We start from the raw sequence: 19,943 nt of genomic DNA on the forward strand, positions 1-19,943 counted from the left end.
ATTTTAAATTTAAACATAAATCCTAATCTTTAAATCATAACAATAAAATACAAGAATCCATATCTTTGTGATATGGATTTGCCTTTTTCAATACGCAAAATAATTCATGTTGATATGGATGCATTTTATGCTTCCGTAGAACAGCATGACAATCCTGCATTGAAGGGTAAAGCCATTGCCGTTGGCGGACAGCATCGCGGCGTGGTGGCAGCAGCGAGTTATGAAGCCAGAAAATTTGGAGTACGATCTGCAATGCCGAGTAAGACGGCAAAAGAAAAATGCCCGCATCTTATTTTTGTTTCTCCCCGTTTTCCCCGCTACAAAGAGATTTCCAGAAAAATCCGTGAGATCTTTTATGAATATACCGATCTGGTAGAGCCTCTTTCTTTGGACGAAGCTTATCTCGATGTTACCGAAAACAAAAAAGGAATAGAATCTGCCAATCAGATTGCAAAGGAAATCCGCCAGAAAATTTTTGAACAAACCGGACTTACAGCTTCCGCAGGGATTTCTGTAAACAAATTCCTGGCAAAAGTTGCCTCTGACATCAACAAACCCAACGGACAAAAAACCATTCACCCCGATAAGGTAGAAAGCTTTCTGGAAGAATTACCCGTGGAGAAATTTTACGGTGTAGGGAAAGTTACGGCTAACAAAATGTTTAGTTTAGGCATTTTTAAAGGAAAAGATTTAAAGAAAAGGTCCATTGAAGACCTTACAAGAATCTTCGGGAAGTCCGGAGCCTATTATTACAATGTTGTTCGCGGTATTCATAATTCTGAAGTAAAACCTCATCGGATCCAGAAAAGTGTAGCCGTGGAAAGAACTTTTTTTGAAGATCTTTTCGACGAACAACAGGTGAATGAAAAATTACAGAGCTTAAGTGAAGAACTTCATAATCGCCTACAGAAAAATAATATCCTCGGCAGAACTTTAACTTTAAAAATTAAATATAAAGACTTCTCATTATTCACCAGAAGCATTACCAAAGAAGAATATTTTTCGTCCGCGGAACAATATTTTGCCACAGGAAAAAAGCTCTGGGAACTTCGCCCTTTTGACAAGCCTGTCCGGCTTTTAGGATTATCACTTTCTCAGCTTAATACAGAAGAAAAAAAGCTAGTTTCCGTTCAACTAAAAATACCGTTTAAGGAATTCGAAAATCAGGATTGAAAATTTTTCGCTAAATTGTAGTGACCAAATTTTACAATCTATGAATGAAACGATGATTCAGTTTTTCCACTGGTATTCGGAAGGAGACGGAAAACTATGGAAGGAAGCAGAAAAAAGCGCGAAATATTTAGCAGAATTAGGAATCACATCGGTATGGTTTCCCCCGGCTTACAAAGGAGCCAACGGCGGACACTCCATTGGTTATGACGCCTATGATCTTTTTGACCTCGGCGAATTCGACCAGAAAGGCACAATTCCCACCAAATACGGGACAAAAGAAGATTATCTCAAGGCTATTAAAGCCTTAAAACAACAAGGCATCAAGGTGATTGTTGATATTGTTCTGGGCCACAAAGGTGGCGGTGATGAGCTGGAAACTTTCAAAGCCTTCAAAGTGGATGAAGAGAACAGGGAGAAAATTATTTCAGACGAAATAGAAATCCAATCCTATACAAAATTCACATTTCCGGGCCGTGCAAAAAAATATTCTGATTTTGAATGGAATTTTACCTGTTTCAGCGGCGTAGATTATGCTGAAGGAATGGATTCCCATATTTTTAAAATTAAAAATGAATATGGAACCGACTGGGAAGAGATGATTGATGATGAAAAAGGCAACTATGATTATCTGATGTACAATGACATTGAGCATCGCAATCCTTTCGTACGTGAAGAGCTTAATGGCTGGGCAAAGTGGTACTTCGATGAAACAGATTTCGACGGAGTAAGACTGGATGCTTTAAAACATATTTCTTTTGATTTTTACAAAGAATGGCTGACTTTATTACGTTCCAACTCAGGAAAAAACATTTTTGCCGTCGGAGAATACTGGGCTCCCGGATATCTTAATTTGCTCCAGAAGTACATTGAAGTGACAGAAGGTTGTATGAGCCTTTTCGACAGTTCGTTGCAGAATAATTTCCACAATGCATCAAAAGAAGGAGGTTCCTACGACTTAAGAAGAATTTTTGACGGAAGCCTTACACAGGCTGATCCGCTTCATTCCGTAAGCTTGGTTGACAATCATGACACGCAGCCTTTGCAAGATCTTGAAGCGCCTGTTGAAAAATGGTTTAAACCTTTAGCTTATGCCTTAATTTTATTGAGAAAAGATGGTTATCCATGTGTTTTTTACCCCGATTTATATGGTGCACATTACATCGACAAAGACAGGGAAGGAAATGATCAGGAGATATTTTTAGATAAAGTTGACGGTATTGAAGAGCTTCTGAAAGCCAGAAAAGATCACGCTTACGGTGAACAAAGGGATTATTTTGAGGATGCCAATTGCCTTGGCTGGGTCCGTGAAGGAGATGATGAACATTCCGGCTGTGCAGTAGTTTTGAGCAATAAAGATGCTTACGAAAAACCTATGGAAATGGGAGAAAAGTACATTGGAAAAACATTTTACGACATGCTCCGCAGATTTGAAGATAAAATAAAAATCGATGAAAACGGTTGGGGAAAATTTCCGGTTCCGGCTGGAAATGTGAGTGTTTGGATCGCTGAATAATTAACACAAATAGCACTAATGTTTTCACTAACGACATAATTATTCGTGGATATTAGTGCTAAAAAATTAGTGCTATTTGTGTTTAAAAATTAAACTAAATTTTTCGGAGATGAAGAATTTCCGGTTTCTCAGAATCGTCTGAAATCTTTCCGGTTCGGGCAAATTCTGCCCAAAGCGACCTTATTTTTCTGCCATTTTCAAAAATATATTTCCATGGAATATCTTTTAATATTGCCGAAGATTTCCACGCTATTTCATTGGCGAAAATCAAAGGAAGATCAAAACAATGTGACGCTCCGATATAATTTTTTAAAGTTGAATGGATTTTAAATAAATAAATATTTCCACCTCCGGAAACATAGTTTTCAGCAAAAATATTTGCCGGCTTTCCGTAAATAGATTCTGTTGTTCTTCGGACAATTTTATTGAGAATTTTATGAGGCAGATAAGTATAAATTCCTTTTTCTGCTGTTTTTACATAGAAAGCGGTTTCATCATTATTTAAACCCATTAAGACATCATATTTCTTTGCATTTTTCCTCCATTTTTCAAGACTTTCTTCTTCGCTACATAAAGGAGGATAACCATATTGTGTACAAAATGGCATTGAAGATTTTAAACCATATTTGCTGAAAGAAGGTAAAAAATTCACATACTTTTCTACCATTTTCAAAGGATCGGCTTCATTTTTTAAAAATTCTGTTTTGCGGAAAAATTCAGATGACATTTTTTGTCTTTTGTGTCGGAAGCCAAGTGGTGCACTGTGAATAATTGCCCGATGAAACAAGTTTTCAACACCTACAGAAATCATCAGATGGGCAATGGCATCGCCTCCGGAAGACTGTCCGAACAATGTAATATTTTTGGGACTTCCTCCAAAACTTTGAATATTTTTCTGAATCCATTTTAAAGCTTCAATAATGTCAAATAAACCAAGATTGGCCGGCCTGTTTTCATGACCACCCAAAAAACCAAAAAGCCCTAATCGATAGGAAACCGAAACAACAATAATATTCTGTTCTTTTACCCAAACCGTAGGATCCGAAGTTGGAAGATCTCCACAGCCGATTTCGTAAGAGCCTCCATGAATCCAGACTACAACGGGAAGTTCTTCATTTTTATTGAGATTTTCGGGGCGGGTAATGGTCAGGAATTGTGTAGATTCGTCGGGATGAAATCTTTCAATATCAGTCTTTCCTATCAGTCTTTCCAAAAGCGGACTGATATTTTGCGGACAAACAGGAATTTTATCTATAATTTCCTCGGAGAATTCTGCAACCTCTAAAGGAACAGGCGATTTGTACCTTTTAGAACGGGCATAGCGGATGCTTTTAGCTTTTATAACACCGTTTTCTTTTAATGCTAAAATTTTTCCAAAAGGAGTTTGAAATGTATGAGTTCCGATATTTTGCTGTGTGGTCATCCGGTTTGCTTTAAGCAGTAAGCGTAGGCTTTAAGCTGTTATTTCCAACACAATTTACAAATTTTTATTATTTACGAAAATACTGATACATTAATTTTTGCTTTAATTTAAATAAATAATTTATTACACATCCGTGTTATTGGTGAAAAATATTTGTCATAATTTGTGTTTAAGCAATTAATTTAAAGTTTTATAATTTACTTTCGTTCATATCTTTCATAGCCCATTCTGCCATTGAATTAATCACAGGGATCAATCCTTTTCCAGCTTCGCTCAACTCATAAGTTACATGAGGTGGAACAACAGGTTTTGCCGTTCTGATGATCAATCCGTCATTTTCCAATTGTTTTAAATGTTGAATCAACATCTTTTCTGTAACCGCCGGAATTGCCCTTTTTAGTTCACTATATCTTTTATCACCATTTGAAAGATGGTATAAAATAATGGGTTTCCAGAAACCACCGATTTTTTCCATAATATAGGTTACAGGGCACATATCCAGTGCATATTTCTTATTCTGCTGGATCGTAGAGCTTTCTTTAATTGCTGTCATAATTACATACTTTAGGGTAAGTACTTGTATAAAAGTAAGTACAAATATAACTTTGTTCTCAGAAATAAAAAAATATTCATTATGAAAATTGTAATCACAGGATCATTAGGAAATGTAGCAAAACCTCTTGCTCAACAATTAGTTGCAGAAGGACATGATATTACCATAGTCAGCAGCAACGAATCCAAAAAAAGTGAGATTGAAACGCTGGGAGCAAAAGCAGCTATTGGATCTATTACGAATTTAAATTTTTTAGTTAAAACTTTTGAAGGAGCAGATGCAGCTTTCTTAATGACACCTCCTAGTCTGGGAACTGAAAACATTATTGAAAACACCATTAATGCAGGGAAAAACTATGCAGAAGCCATTAAGCAAACAGAAGTCAAAAGAGTGGTAATGCTAAGCAGTACCGGCGCCGAATCTTCAATTGAAAACGGTCCGATAAAAGGGCTGCATTACATCGAAAAATTCTACAATGAACTGGAAAAAACTTCCATAACATTTTTGAGAGCCGGATATTTTTACATTAATTTTTTTAATGATATTCCTTTAATCAAAAGTGCAGGAATTATTGGCTCAAATTACCCTGAGAATATAAAAATTCCATTGGTTCATCCAACTGATATTGCTAAAGCTGCTGCGGAAGAACTGGTAAAAATTATAGAGGGGAAAAATGTAAGATATATCGTCAGTGATCTTCGTGAAGCGTCTGATATTGCTAAAATTATTGGTAATGTCATTGGAAAGCCTGAACTTCCTTGGGTTGAGTTTAAAGATGAAGATTCATTAAACGAAATGCTTCAGGCCGGTCTTCCACAGGAAATAGCTGAGATGTATACTGAAATGGGAAGAGGAATAAGAACAGGTGTTGTGCAAAAAGATTTTGTTGAGCATGGGGAACTTGTGGATGGAGATGTTAAGTTGGAGAAATTTGCGAAAGAGTTTGCTGAAAAATTTAATTCTTAAATGGTTTCGGCGAGCCTTCGGCTCGCCGAAACCTATTTTTAAAAGATATTAATTAACTAAAACTTTAATTATTCTGTTTTAATGTTTTTTTTAAAACTTTTAATTTCCCATCAATCGGCTGATCAATTTTTAGTCCTAATATTTCAGCAACTAAAGGATAAACATTGATATTTTCAAATTCTCCGATGGTAAAGTTATTTTTAAATTCAGGCCCCCAGGCAAAAAAAGTGGCCTTCATTTCAGGAACTAATTTCGGATTGTAGCCATGCTTTCCAACCGAAGTGGTTTTTCCTTTTGGTAAAAATACTTTTGGAGCTTTTGGGACCAATAGAATCTGTCCTACCCTGTTGTATTGATCATCTTTTGCTCTGAAATGAAGATACTTAGGGAATTTTCTAGTCAGATACACTTCATATTCACCGGTTTTACTGGTTTTTAATTCTTTATAAACATTTTGAACCTCCGCCGGGTTTTTAACATAAACCCTTAATAAAGTCTGAGAATTATAAATATCAAATTTATCTTTATTTAAAAGTATTTCAGGAATTTCTAAAGGATTTCCGCCATCTACTTTTATCATTCCGTGATCTGAAACAAAGATAAAATTTACATTTTTTAATCCTAAATCATTGACTTTCTGTACCAACTCTCCTATTGCTTTATCAACTAAATGCACTGCTTCTTCCGTTTCTTTGGAATCCGGTCCGAAATGATGCCCGCTCCCATCAACTTCCGGAAAATATAATGAGATAAAATGAGGTCTTTTATCCATCGGAAGCTTTAACCAATTGATTACTTTATCTACTTTTTCCGAGGGTGTAAATTTTTCGTGATAAGGATAATAATAGCTCGGACGTTTTCCACCTGCCTCACTTGCAGATCCTACCCACATTAATGAAGCAGAAACCATTCCCTGTTTTTCAGCCAATCCCCAAAGTGGAATTCCACCGTACCAGCTTCCGTCTTCTGCATTTTTCCTGTCGCTCATTGCATAGGCTTCGTTCCTTTTGTAATCATAAAAATAATTATCAATCAATCCGTGATGCGAAGGATAAAGTCCGGTAATCAAACTCCAATGATTAGGGAAAGTAATGCTCGGATAACTGGGAATCATCGCTTTTGCCTGAATTCCCTGATCTGAAAACTTCAAAAGATTTCCAGCATTATATTTTTTAGCATAATCATAGCGGAAGCCGTCTGCCGAAATCATAATCACATAAGGTTTTGTCTGTGCTTCAACACTGTTGTATCTGTTCGGGATAACAACCTGCGTCGTGTCAACTGTTCCTTTTTGCCCAAAAACTGTTAACGAGAAAATTAACAGTAAAAATTGTAAACCAAGCTTCATTATAAAAATTTTGGCAAAGTTACTCTCTGAAAGCTTCTCAGAAAAGTTTTCTGGGTTAAAAAAGGATTAAATAATGCTACAATATCTTGTGTTAAATTAAAATTATCAAGAACAGTTTTATTCGTTATACATATTAATTAGTAAATAAAAAATTACGACAAGTTCTGTCGCCTCTCAATTGTAGCTTTGCTTTTCACAATATTAATCAACGTGTTATGAAAGAAAAATATAAAAAAATCTCTTGGCGGAGAAATTTAAAAGTTTTAGTTTTGTGGTATCAATTTAAAACACAAAAACAAACTTACGAATAAGAATAACTACACTCTACAGGTGCATTTTCTATATGCATTTAAATACAATAATATTTAACATTTCATAATAAACATGAAAAAACTTTACTTCTGTGCAATATTGTTATGCACGGCTTCGATATTGTATGCCCAGGAAGTGGTTTGGCAGAAAGACATCAAATCCTCGACCCAGGATTTTTTAAGCCAGGTAACCACCACCATTGACCAGCAGTATTTAATTACAGGAAGCTCAATTCAGAGCGATAAGCTTCAAGCTTCAGGCAGTAAACAAAATAATGGCTACGACTATCATTTGGTCAAATTAAACCAGCAAGGAGAAGAAGTCTGGGAAAAGTATTTCTCAGGGCAGAACCATGATTTTTTATCTGCAACGGTGAATACCCAGGAAGGAGGCTTCCTTCTCTCCGGAACTTCTTATAGTGGAAAATCTTTAGACAAAAAAGAAGAATCCAAAGGCGGTTCAGATATTTGGCTGATTAGACTCAATGAATTCGGTGATGAATTGTGGCAGAAAACAATCGGTACTCAAGCAGATGAAGAAGCAAGAGCTGTAATTCAAACCACGGATTTTGGATTTTTTGTTGCGGGTAATATTCAAAACTCAGCAAAAGGTTACGGCTCCAAAGATGTTTTGATTGTAAGACTGGATAAAAACGGAGGCATAGCCTCTCAAATTATATTAGGTGGAAAAGGGCTCGATGAAGTAGAGAAAATGATTCCTACCAAAGATGGTGGAGCTTTATTGGGAGTGTATTCACGCAGTGGAAAAGCTGCAACCAACAACCTTTCATCTGCAACCTCAAAACAAACAGAAAACTTCGGTGAAGGAGATTACTGGATCATTAAACTTAACAAAGACGGAAAGGTAGAATGGGAAAGGAACTTTGGAGGAAAAAGTGACGATCATTTGCGAACACTCGCTTTAACATCAACAGGCTTTTTAATCGGAGGAGAATCGAGATCGGAGAGATCAGGAAATAAAACCGTGGGAATTGAAGAAGGAACAGACCTTTGGCTTATTTCACTTAATGAAAAAGGGGAAGAAATCTGGCAGAAATCTTATAATTTCAAGAACAGGGATGTTTTGATGGGAATGAGTGTTATTACAAAGAGCCAGGATACAAGAACCAGGAATCAAGATATTACCACAGGGATATTGCTTGGCGGTTACACCCAGGCAGAAGGAAGAATAGAGAATGAAGACGAAACGTTTTGGATGCTTTATGTAGACCAGAATGGAAATGAGCAGTGGAGAAAGCATGTGAAGGGAGAATCCAGAAAAAAAGAGGAAAGGTTATCTGATATTAAATTAAACAGAGATGGTTCCATTATTCTGGCAGGAACCAGTGCAGAAGAGCTTGGAAAAGAAAACTGGAAGATTGTAAAGCTGGGAGATAAGCAAATTGATCAGCTGATCGAAAAGCAGGATATTAAGATTTATCCAAATCCTGTATCGGACTATGCTTATGTAGAAATAGGTTTTGATTTTAAGGAAGCAGATATTTTGTTGTATGATATGTCCGGAAGACAGTTGCAAAGTTTGAAAACCAAAAACAAGGTAACCAAGATCAATACCCAGCCTTTAATCCAGGGAGCTTATCTGATTACCATTAAAACGGATACCAATAAAACAGCTAACGCCAAGTTGATTAAGAAATAACACTAATAATACATGAAAAACATAAAAAAGAACCCAATAATTTATATATTACAATTATTCCTATTGTCAGTATCTTTTTCTGGCTATTCACAAATTACTAATGGAGCGGATGAAAGAAGTCCTTTTTCTTATAATGTTTTATCAAATATAAAACCTCCACAGACCAGCGACTTTGTGAGATATGGCAATACTCCTGTTAATAAATATATCGGTGAACCTAATCTGGATATCCCACTTATAAACATGAAGTCAAATCAATTAGGAGATAATATATCAGTATCATTAGGATATAATTTTGCAGGCTTTGTTCCTAATAAAAGACCTGATATCGTTGGGCTCAATTGGCATCTTAATATGGGAGGAGTTATAACTCGAGAGATAAGATCTATTGCTGATGACCAAAAAGGAGCAAGCGCTACCTCGGGTGGACTTTTCGGTCAGACTAAGGATGGGCTGATTGTAGGTTTACGAAACAAGCAGAACTGTCTTCCTTTACATACAAATACAGGTATTTTTAATTTAAGCTCCAGTACTGGAGGTTTTACAGGTGATCTTGATTATAAACTGAAGGGCTGTGATGTATATACAGCCTATGATGGAGATGCTGATATTTTCAGCTTTAACTTTAACGGTATCAACGGTAAGTTTTTTGTTGATAATGATAATCAGATCAGGATGCTTGGTGATAATGTTAAAGGCTTTAAAGTGGATATATCAAATGTAAGCATTCAACCAATTACTAATCAATGTAAGCCGCTATATTCTGAGATAAAAATTACAGATTCAAGAGGAAATATCTATTATTTTGGTGGTGAATCTAGAAACTTAGAATACAACATCAATCTTTCCCGCGATCAGCAAAATACTGAAACAAAATCAGGCCTGCCGGTTATTACGGCATGGCATTTAAAGAAAATAGAATATAGTAATGGGGAGATTGTTAATTATAATTATAGAGATGATTCTATCTTAAGTGATTCATTTTGTAATGGAGGTTCAGACTATTTCGACTGGCACGGCATAGGCGATCTGGTACAGCTTAGGAAACAGTTTATAATTTACAATAAACTATACCTACAGGATATGAAATGTCATCTGTCAGCAATCACCGCTTGCCAGGGCAGTGAGAAATCATATTCAGTAACTAAAAGAGTAATCCTGGAAAATATTACAGGTAACGGCTTTAATGTTAATATTAAGCAATCTTTACAGCCCTATACCTTTAATTATGAAAGCACTGATATTTCATATTTTCAAAGAATACAAAATACAAAAGTTGATTCAATCACGTTATATTCAGGTGCTAAAAAAGTCAATCAGTTCATTTTCAATTATGAGCTTATAGGAGGCACTGCAAGTCAGGGATCATATCCAAGGCTTTTTCTTAAACAGCTTAAGGAGAATGGAAAAAATCCCTATATTTTTAATTATGATATTCCGAGTGGAACTGTATTTCCAAAAGCAATTACAAAACAGATTGATTATTGGGGGTTTTATAATGGAAAAGCAGGAAACGAAAGTCTTCAATATTTAATCCCTCAGGAACAGTATGATGCGGCAGGTGACTACTATTATACATCTTCTATTCGGGAACCGGATTTTAATTTTGCCAAATTAGGCTTGTTAAAAGAAGTAATTTACCCTACAAAAGGCTTAACAAAGTTTGAATTTGAAGAACACAATTATAACTATAGGATAGAAAGGAAAAAAAATAATGCTTATCTGCCCCAGTTGATGACATACAGTGGAATTGCAGGAGGAGCCAGAATTAAAAGCATCACCGAGGAAATTGATGGTATCGCAGTCCAAAAAAAAGAATACGCCTATTCAGATGGTATTCTAAGCCAATGGCCAAGGTATACAATACGGCTTAACCTTCCTGCCGGAGATTTTGTCCCTCCTCAAACACTCCTTTACTGGAGGTCATCATCATTGATGCCTACTTTATTGGAATCATCTATGATAAGTTACGGTAAGGTAACAGAATTCCAAACCAATAAAGGAAAAGTAGAATCCTATTTTTCTAATTATTCAACAAACCCAGACATTAATGATACTAATATTGCAATTAATACGAATAATACGCTCCGCCTTGCCGATGATCTGGAACTGGCAAAAAATTATATTGGAATTTATTTAAATGATGCCAGTGAAGAGAGAGGGAAAATTAAGCAGGAAATTATCTATGATAATCAAAACTTTTTGTTGAAAAAAAACATTTACACCTATAATGAAAACCCGAACAGATATAGTGACTATGCTGCGGAAATTCATTTATCAGGACCAGCTGTCCAGGCCAATAAAAGGTATTATTATCCAACGAATCTTACTAAAAAAGAAACCCATGACTATTTCTATGCAGGTGGGCAGCAAAGAGAGGCCGTTACTACAGAAAACTTTACCTACAGCGGAACACCGGATTTTCAATTGACCAATAAACAAACGATTTCTTCTGATGGTTCGGTCAATGTACAACAAATTAAATATGCTGTCCAAGATGGAAATTCTTTAATGATCAGTAAAAATATGATTTCCCTTCCCATAGAAAATACGTTGATAAATAAGAAAGATATAAATGATGCTGGTAAGATCATCTCTCGCCATAAGAATGTTTATCCAGCTTCACTTCCTACATCCCAAACAGGGAATTTGGTATTGCCAACTTCTGTATTATCTTATGATCTTCAGAATATTAATACTACAGTTACCGATATTTCTTATGACAAATATGATTCAAGAGGTAACTTACAACAGTACACCACCAAAGACGGGATTCCCACAACTATCATCTGGGGTTACAACCAAACACAGCCAATTGTTAAAATAGAAGGTGCAAAGTTATCAGATATCCCACAATCAATGATTGATACTATTATTAATGCCTCCAACACGGATGCTTCAGCGGGAAGAAACAATGACGAAACAGCATTATTAACAGTATTAGATTCATTCAGGAACAATACGGCTTTATCAGGTTACCAAATAACTACCTACACTTATGATCCGTTGATAGGGGTAAGAAGTATAACTCCTCCATCAGGAATAAGAGAAGTTTACCTCTATGATACCGCCAACAGGCTTATGGAAATCAGAGAAGGAAACCAGACAGGCAAGCTATTAAAAGAATTCAAATACAATTATAAAAACTAATAAACTGATGAAAAAAATCTTAATTCCTATAGGAACTTTATTGGTATCAGGTTTTGCTTATGCCCAAAACCAGTCAAGTTCCACGGAAAATTACGTTTATTCAAAAACCTATTTAGATTATAACGGAACCACGCCTACCAAAACTTCAGAAACCGTACAGTATTTCGATGGTTTAGGAAGACCCAAACAAGTGGTTAATATCAAAGCATCACCACTGGGGAAAGACGTTGTCAGTCCAATTATTTATGATGGATTTGGGCGTCAGACCAGAGATTATCTTCCCGTACCACAGCAGGGAACAAATAATGGAGCAATATATTCTCAAACACAGGGTTTAGTAGATTTTCCTATTGGAGATCCCACCAATACCTATATCAATGAAAAAGCATTTTCCGAGAAAGTATTGGAAAACTCACCTCTGGATAGGGTTTTGCAACAGAAACAAGTTGGATCGGCATGGCAAACCAAACCTGTACAATTTGGCTACGATGCTAATATTGATGGTGAAGTAAAGAAATATATAGCAACATTTAATTATACTACATTTACATCAAGCCTTAGCCTTTCTTCAACAGGATATGCAGCAGGCCAGTTGTATAAAAACACGGTTACAGACGAAGATGGCAACCAGACTATAGAATTCAAAAACGGACGGGGACAGGTTTTGCTGGTAAGGAAAGTGAACGGAACAGAAAATGTTGACACTTATTACGTTTATAACGATTACAATCAATTGGCGTTTGTAATTCCGCCGTTGGCTACTTTAGCAGCAGATCCTAATACGGTGCTTAATGATTTGTGCTATCAGTATATATATGACGGCAGGAACAGATTGGTTGAAAAGAAGCTTCCGGGCAAAGGCTGGGAATATATGGTGTATAACAAGGCTGATCAATTAGTGATGAATCAGGACACAAACCTTAAATCTCAAGGCAAGTGGCTGTTTACAAAATATGACAGTTTTGGAAGAATCGTTTATACAGGGATTGTCAATTCTGGAGGAGATAGAATAACCTGGCAAAATATAGTTAATGATTTGAGTATTACCGAATCAAGAGATTCTACAGGATTTACAAAAAACGGAATGACTATTTATTATTCCAACACGTATTTCACTTCAAGTATTACTAATATTTTAAGTATTAATTATTATGACTCTTATCCTGGATACTATTTTAACCCTTCTTTCCCAACAGATATATTTGGTGAAGCACCATTAACTGAAACTCCGAATACATTAGGTGTTAGCACGAAAAGCCTTCCTGTAATGAGTCTGGTAAAGAATATTGAAGATGATAACTGGACGAAGAATTACACCTATTACGATAAAAAAGGAAGAGCAATCGGGTCTTATTCCATTAATCATTTGGGTGGAAGAACCAAGGTAGATTCCAAACTTGATTTTGCAGGAGCAGTTCAGCAAAGTATTACCAGACATAAGAGACTAAATGGTGATGCAGACAAAATCATTACAGAAAATTTCACTTATGATCATCAGAATAGGTTATTATCACATACTCATCAGATAGATACAAATCCCGTTGAATATCTAGCCCAGAATACTTATAATGAGATTTCTCAGATTACAAATAAAAAAGTAGGAGGAACAACTCCTTCCAGTCCTTTGCAGAGTGTTGATTATGCTTACAATATCAGGGGCTGGATGACCAAGATCAATGATCCTGCAAATTTGAGTGGGAAATTGTACGGATATGAAATGAAGTATCAGAATCCACAATCTGGTGGTTGGATTCCACAATATAATGGAAACATTTCGGAGATAGACTGGAAAAGCTCACAAGATGATGTTTTAAGAAGATATAATTATGAATACGATCCTCTTAATCGTCTGGTAGGAGGATATTATCTGGAACCTAATTCCTCTATTGTATGGGTAGGATATTTCCATGAATATTATAACTATGATTTAAATGGGAATATCACCCGATTGGTCCGAATGGGAAAACCTGTCGCTCCCCAAACTACGGCTCAGCAAATCGATGAGCTCATTTATACCTATGCAGGAAACAGGCTTATCACAGTTTCAGATGCATCACAGAATAATTCAGGTTATCCATTAGGCGGAAGTACAATATCTTACGACGTCAATGGTAATATGACCAACCATTTGGATAAAGGAATTTCTTTAATCCAATACAACTATCAGAATTTACCGAAACAAATTACCTCATCACTGGGAAATACCTCTTATATCTATAGAGCCGATGGTGGAAAAGTAAAGAAAATTTTTGGCAGTAAAATAACCGATTATTTGGATGGTTTCCAATATGAGAATGCTGTATTGAAGTTTTCCCCTACCTCCGAAGGTTATTTTAATTTTGAAAATAATAAGTATATTTACAACTATACAGACCATTTAGGAAATATAAGAATCAGCTATTTTAATAATGGTTCGGGAGTAGAAGTTCTTGAAGAAAATAATTATTATCCTTTTGGATTAAAACATGAAGGATATAATGGATTAGCTGGAAATCCTAGTTATCAGTATAAGTATAATGGCAAAGAATTGCAGGAGACAGGAATGTATGATTATGGAGCAAGGTTTTATATGCCTGACTTAGGTAGATGGGGTGTGGTTGATCCGCTGGCAGAGAAGATGACAAGACACAGTCCATATAATTATGCTTTTAATAATCCCATTCGATTTGTTGATCCGGATGGGAGAAAACCAGATCAATTTATAACAATGGGTGACCTAATAAATGATAGCACTTCACCATCAGATTGGTATCAAAATCTTAAGACGGGTAATTATGAATGGAAAGATTCAAATAAGGAAATTAAGGGTTATAAACATTTAGGTAAAAGATATCAATTTGGCGAATCTTATAATGGTCAAGATAGAATGTATTATCTACATTTAAATGGTTCTGCAACAGAAAAAACAGGAGATAACAGCTTCACACTATCCCATGCTGAAAATAATAACTCTATTACTACGATTAATGGAGAGACGATTACTTCTTCTGCAACAAGTGTGAGTGGTTTATCGGCTCAAATTTCTTATACGAAACAGTTGATGGGACCTTTTGGAGTTACGGGTAGCCTTGGATATGTAGCAGATGCGGATACTGGAACTTTTGGTGGTAAACTATATTATTCTGTGGGATGGTCTATGTCTGTTTCTGCAGGCTTTAGCGCTGATTTTAATGCTATTAAAGCCTCTAATCCGGAAACATTATTTAATGCTAGAAGAGATTTTCAAGGATTTGGTAATAGCGTAAGTTTAGGATACGGCGGGGGATTTGTCTTAGGGGCGTCTTCAGCAACAAATAATTTTGTTGGATCTGGGAAAGATTATAATCTAATGCAAGCTGGAAGATATGATGGAGGATATACTACTTTTGGAGTTACATATGGTTTTGGAAAACCATCAATTGGAGCGTCACTTGCTAGGACTCATACTCAATTTATTAATTTAAAAAGAAAATAATGAATAGAAAAAGTTTAAACATGTTGTTAATTTCGGTTGCTTTTTTAATTATTGTTATTTATAATTTTATACTTCCTCATTCTAGTGAAAATTCTTATTTAGAAAAAATAAAAAATGAGAATATATATTCTATTGTAATTAGAAAATTTATTGATTATAATAATCATGGTATCCCTTATATTGTATATAAAAAAGATAGTATTATAATTTATAGGGAATGGGAAAATCAAATTAATATAGGAGATTCAATAATAAAACCCAAAGGATCATTGAACATTACAATAAAAAATCCTAATAAAGTTTTAAATCTTAATTATGAAGATATGAAAGATTTGGAATTGCCAAATCCTTAACCTGCTACGCAAAGTCTGAGACTTTGCGTAGATAAAAATAACCCACCGCAATTGCGGTGGGTTTTGTTGTTATAATGTTCTGTTTTGTATATGGAACAGAACTATAATACAGTAATATTTTAAGTTTTCAGCACTATAAAGTAGCAAGTATTATCCAGCTCCTGTAATCTACTCCTTAATCAACTGCTCAAAAGAAGTCGATCCATCCTTCAAAGTAATTTCAAAATAATAATTTCCGGATTTCAAATCAGAAACATTGATTTCGTTTCCATTCATTTTTATAGATCTTACTTTTCTTCCTGTAGATTCAAAAATATCAACTGATTTTATTTTATCAGCATTTTTGAAGCTAACGGTTTCTTTGGCGGGATTAGGGTAAAGAACAACCTTTTTACTCTCGAGAGCGAAGTCATTTGTTCCTAAAACTCCTGCCATGTTTAAGGTAGCATATCCTCTGTTACCTGCTCCATGATTGCTTATAGTCAAAGTATTATTACCTTTTGCAAAGAAAATTCCGAAAGGTCCCGCAGCGTTTGGTATTGCTGTATCTCCTGCTCCGCCTGCTAAACTTCTGGTAGCAATTACTGTTCTTGTTCCTCCGCTAGTTGTATTAGATGTTACAGTCCAGTCTTGAGCTGCATCTGCAGACGGGGTAGCGCCAACTCCATTAAAACTATAATCTCTATTAGCAGTAGAATTATAAATAAATCCGTCCGCACCTGCTGCCATTCCGCTACTCCCAAATCCGATTCCCATAAATGAATTGTCTGGGCCAATTAAGGTTAAAGTAGCCTCAGTTGGTGATGTTACCAACTTTACAGTCATTCCGGTTGAGCCTAGACTCACTGTTCCTGAGGAAAAAAACTGGGCTCCGAGAGAAGTTGCAAGAGCCATTGATAATGTTAGTAAAACTTTTTTCATATTTTAATTTTTTAAGAGGTTGATGATTTCTTTATTGTTTGTTTGTAAGGCATATTCAAAAGGAGTCATTCCTTGAGAATCTTTTATAGTTTTGTCAGCTTTGTATTTTAGTAATAGCTCGATTAGTTCTTTATTACCAAATTTTACAGCCCAAAATAAAGGAGTAGATCCTGTAGTATCCGCGAGATTCGGATTCGCATTTTTCTTTAGAATATGCTCTACCAAATCCTTATTATACTTCACCGATAGCCCTGCCAATGCAGTTCCTTCCTGGCTTTTATAATTAATATCTTTCACATTATCCATTAAAAACTTAGCCACTTCCACGTTGCCTCTGTAACATGCCAGAATAAGTGGTGAAAATCCGCTATCGTTAGTTTGATTGATAATATCCGGGTTCTGTTTCATCAGTTCTTTTACTTCAGTTACAGTACCGGTTCTGGCAATATCAAAAATCGATTTTGCTTTTTCCTGAGCAGATACAAATGTAAAACTCAGGAAAATACTTATCATTAAAATCAACTTTTTCATTGTTTTAACAGTACATAAGTATATTGAACATTCACACTTTCTGCAATCTTTTTGGTAACCATTTTCGGGATTGTTACATTATGATCTGCAGGTCTTGCAACAAAACCTCCGGTCATATAAATTTTCCCGTCTTTGGTATGAATATTAGCATTTGAAGTATAAGCCTTATTCACTCCATGAAAATTTAATGTTCCCTGAACAGTATATTTCTGTGGAGTTGAAGAAAGTTTATTTTTATCAAAATTTACAATCTTACCTGTAAAAGTAGCTTTAGGATATTTTGCGGTTTCGGCATAACTTTCGTTGAAATGCTCTTCCATTAATTTTGTTTTAAAATGGAAATTTTTAACCACGGAAACCGAAGCAAAATCTCCCGTATCAGCATTAATGACCCCCACATTGTTGTCATCCTGCGCAAAAACATCCTCAAATAAGGGTACGGATGCTTCAAACGTTACTTTTCCTGTTTTAGTCATATATTTTTGTGCTAAAGCAAGATTGGCAAAAAGCAACGACATAATAAGTAATACTAGCTTTTTCATATAATTCTTTTTTAATTTTCGATAAGCCCGTCGGCTTTCCATTTGGTGAAAATATTAATTTGTGATGGTGATAAACTTCCGCCCTGAGGCATTTTCAGAGGATCGCCGTTTGGCCTTTGTATTCTGTCCAAAATATTATCAATGTGAGTTTTTACCTGATCATAGCTTGTCCATGGCTGGAAAGAAGCTGGGCCGCCCGCGGAGTGGCATCCAATACAGTTGGCTTCAATAATCGGTTTCACATCTTTTGCATAAGTTACCTGCTCAGCAATTGGCGTATTGTCTGAGATCTCTTCATAGGTTCTACTTTCACAAGCAATCAACAAAACCACCGATGAAAATATATAAATTAACTTCCTCATATTAAAAAACTCTATAAAGATTAAAACCAAAGAAAATCTGTCCTTTTTCCCACTTTCCGGTAGCATTGGTAAGATAACCGATGTCTGAATTAAGTTGGGAATTCGTAAATAAAAGCTGGAAAACGTGTCCCCCGGTTTCTATATCCATCCCTAATGACAGTGGATTTTTATAAAAACTGTGATTGTCGAAATTCACAAAATATTCCGCATTGATGGAAATTCTTTTTGAAATTTTATAACGGCCTCCTAATCCTGTCAGAAATTGGTTTTTATCTTCAATATTAGGCTCGTATAGGTTTTTGTGAACATAAGATGGTGTTAATTGTAAAGAAAATTTGTCGCTGAATCTTCTCGAAATTAAAGCCTGGGTAAGGTAAGAAAGCCTGTCTCCGAACTGAAGATGCGGATAATTGTCCTTGCTGAGATCAGTATTTACAGCCAAAACATTATATCCTACAATATCAACAGGAAATTTTTCACTTTGCTTTACTAACTTATATTTTGCAGCACCTTCAAAAGTTTTCATGTTGGTTTCTCTGGAAAGACTTAATGAAAGCCCATCTGTCACACCGTAGATTACTCCTAGCTTGGTAGAAGCATCATCCAGTCCAAAGAATTCTTTGAAGCCGTGGCTTACATCTCCAAAACGGTGTGCTACGACGATGTACCATTCATTTTTTGCCGTTAGTTTTGTGGATTGCCCTGTGACAATCTGTAATGCTTTAAAAGCGGGCTGGGAAGTTTCGGTACTTGTTTGAATTGTGTCAATATCCTTCAGTAGGTCCTCCTGTGCAAAAGCAAGACCTGAGACAAATATTGACAAAAATAAGAGAGTTTTTGTCATACACATTTTTAATTAAATTAGTATAACAAACATATAGACTTATGACTGCAAAATCGCGTGATAAAAGTCACCGACTAAATTGTTTTTATCAATTAAAGTTTTAAAATAAGTAAACAATTTTTATTAGCCTTGTCTAACATTTTCATTTACAGGTATTTTTATGCCCTCCTTGGTCTGAATAATTTCTCCCTCATTTTCCACTTTTTTCAAAACTCTGCTCACAACTTCTCTGGATGTGCCTAAATTACTTGCAATTTCACGATGGGTAAGCTTGATGGGATTCTGCCCTGTGACTGATATCTGTTGTTTGATATAATTTACAATTCTTTTATCAAGTTTATGAAAAACGGCGTCATTTACCATATTCATGACATCGGTAAACCTTTTATCATACTCGTTATAAAAAAGCTTATTGATTTCAGGAAAACGGATCAGCCAGTCATGCAATACAGAAGCAGGAATCAGCATTACTTCCGAATCTTCTTCTGCCATCGCGTAAACCTTGCTCGTATAATCACTAAAAATTGATGAAAAAGTCATCAGACAGCTGTCATTCGGTCTTACGTAATAGTAAATTAACTCTCTTCCGTCATTTAAAGAATACACTTTAATGGAGCCTTTTATTAAAAAAGGAACATACCGTACTTTTTGCCCTTCGGTAATAATTTCGGTTTTTGCTTTAATATCCGTTATCAATGCATGTTGGTTGAGCTCTTTTGAAAAGTCTTCACCCAAAAAGCCGAATTTATTAAGAATAAATTTATTATTTATCATATCTGTTATATCATATCCAAAAACAAATATATAAAATTGAATAATTCATACGGTTATTTTTTATC

Annotated in this window: 16 protein-coding genes; 7 read left to right on the top strand and 9 right to left on the bottom strand. The window is 35.4% G+C overall.

What is annotated here, in order from left to right; all coding sequences use genetic code 11:
* Positions 1-72: 72 nt before the first annotated feature.
* Positions 73-1,173 carry a DNA polymerase IV gene (dinB, locus tag ATE47_RS13035; RefSeq protein ID WP_062162383.1) on the top strand — a complete coding sequence of 367 codons (1,101 nt, stop codon included), beginning with the start codon at positions 73-75 and terminating at the stop codon, positions 1,171-1,173.
* Between the two features lie 40 nt (positions 1,174-1,213).
* Complete coding sequence (locus ATE47_RS13040; protein WP_062162384.1) at positions 1,214-2,686, top strand: alpha-amylase; 1,473 nt, start codon at positions 1,214-1,216, stop codon at positions 2,684-2,686.
* Between the two features lie 94 nt (positions 2,687-2,780).
* On the opposite strand, the gene ATE47_RS13045 is transcribed toward ATE47_RS13040, so the two are convergent.
* A complete protein-coding gene (locus ATE47_RS13045; RefSeq protein WP_062162385.1) occupies positions 2,781-4,109 on the bottom strand; it encodes a carboxylesterase family protein in 1,329 nt (442 codons plus the stop codon).
* A 190-nt stretch (positions 4,110-4,299) separates the two neighbouring features.
* Positions 4,300-4,662 carry a winged helix-turn-helix transcriptional regulator gene (locus tag ATE47_RS13050; RefSeq protein WP_062162386.1) on the bottom strand — a complete coding sequence of 121 codons (363 nt, stop codon included), beginning with the start codon at positions 4,660-4,662 and terminating at the stop codon, positions 4,300-4,302.
* Between the two features lie 81 nt (positions 4,663-4,743).
* Between ATE47_RS13050 and ATE47_RS13055 the strand changes: the two genes are divergently transcribed.
* Positions 4,744-5,628: an NmrA family NAD(P)-binding protein gene (locus tag ATE47_RS13055; RefSeq protein WP_062162387.1), complete on the top strand. Its 885-nt coding sequence runs from the start codon at positions 4,744-4,746 to the stop codon at positions 5,626-5,628.
* A 64-nt stretch (positions 5,629-5,692) separates the two neighbouring features.
* Here ATE47_RS13055 and ATE47_RS13060 read toward each other — a convergent pair whose 3' ends face one another.
* Complete coding sequence (locus ATE47_RS13060; protein ID WP_062162388.1) at positions 5,693-6,976, bottom strand: alkaline phosphatase family protein; 1,284 nt, start codon at positions 6,974-6,976, stop codon at positions 5,693-5,695.
* Between the two features lie 384 nt (positions 6,977-7,360).
* Here ATE47_RS13060 and ATE47_RS13065 point away from each other — a divergent pair, with 384 nt between their 5' ends.
* Genes ATE47_RS13065 through ATE47_RS13080 form a run of 4 tightly spaced genes read left to right on the top strand, consistent with a single transcriptional unit; the run spans position 7,361 to position 15,904 of the window.
* A complete protein-coding gene (locus ATE47_RS13065) occupies positions 7,361-8,947 on the top strand; it encodes a T9SS type A sorting domain-containing protein (RefSeq protein ID WP_062162389.1) in 1,587 nt (528 codons plus the stop codon).
* Between the two features lie 12 nt (positions 8,948-8,959).
* Complete coding sequence (locus ATE47_RS13070; RefSeq protein ID WP_185097096.1) at positions 8,960-12,097, top strand: hypothetical protein; 3,138 nt, start codon at positions 8,960-8,962, stop codon at positions 12,095-12,097.
* Positions 12,098-12,104: 7 nt separating this feature from the next.
* Positions 12,105-15,551: a DUF6443 domain-containing protein gene (locus tag ATE47_RS13075; RefSeq protein WP_062162391.1), complete on the top strand. Its 3,447-nt coding sequence runs from the start codon at positions 12,105-12,107 to the stop codon at positions 15,549-15,551.
* The gene (locus ATE47_RS13080; RefSeq protein ID WP_062162392.1) at positions 15,551-15,904 is read left to right on the top strand and encodes a hypothetical protein; all 354 of its coding nucleotides are present in this window, start codon (positions 15,551-15,553) and stop codon (positions 15,902-15,904) included. The genes ATE47_RS13075 and ATE47_RS13080 overlap by 1 nt, the downstream gene beginning before the upstream one ends.
* Before the next feature lie 168 nt (positions 15,905-16,072).
* Here the strand turns inward: ATE47_RS13080 and ATE47_RS13085 are convergent, their stop codons facing one another.
* From ATE47_RS13085 to ATE47_RS13110, 6 genes are all read right to left on the bottom strand, one after another.
* Positions 16,073-16,825, bottom strand: coding sequence for a T9SS type A sorting domain-containing protein (locus ATE47_RS13085; RefSeq protein WP_062162393.1), 753 nt, complete (start codon positions 16,823-16,825; stop codon positions 16,073-16,075).
* Between the two features lie 3 nt (positions 16,826-16,828).
* On the bottom strand, positions 16,829-17,356 hold the full coding sequence (locus ATE47_RS13090; protein WP_062162394.1) for an ankyrin repeat domain-containing protein: 528 nt from the start codon (positions 17,354-17,356) through the stop codon (positions 16,829-16,831).
* On the bottom strand, positions 17,353-17,898 hold the full coding sequence (locus tag ATE47_RS13095; protein ID WP_062162395.1) for a YceI family protein: 546 nt from the start codon (positions 17,896-17,898) through the stop codon (positions 17,353-17,355). Before ATE47_RS13095 ends, ATE47_RS13090 begins: the two co-directional genes overlap by 4 nt.
* 11 nt (positions 17,899-17,909) lie before the next feature.
* A complete protein-coding gene (locus ATE47_RS13100) occupies positions 17,910-18,260 on the bottom strand; it encodes a c-type cytochrome (RefSeq protein ID WP_082632599.1) in 351 nt (116 codons plus the stop codon).
* Between the two features lies 1 nt (position 18,261).
* Positions 18,262-19,104, bottom strand: a complete 843-nt coding sequence (locus ATE47_RS13105) for a DUF5777 family beta-barrel protein (RefSeq protein WP_062162397.1) — start codon at positions 19,102-19,104, stop codon at positions 18,262-18,264.
* A 123-nt stretch (positions 19,105-19,227) separates the two neighbouring features.
* The gene (locus ATE47_RS13110; RefSeq protein WP_062162398.1) at positions 19,228-19,878 is read right to left on the bottom strand and encodes a Crp/Fnr family transcriptional regulator; all 651 of its coding nucleotides are present in this window, start codon (positions 19,876-19,878) and stop codon (positions 19,228-19,230) included.
* Positions 19,879-19,943: the final 65 nt, after the last annotated feature.

This window comes from Chryseobacterium sp. IHB B 17019 (genome assembly GCF_001456155.1).
GTDB lineage: Bacteria > Bacteroidota > Bacteroidia > Flavobacteriales > Weeksellaceae > Chryseobacterium.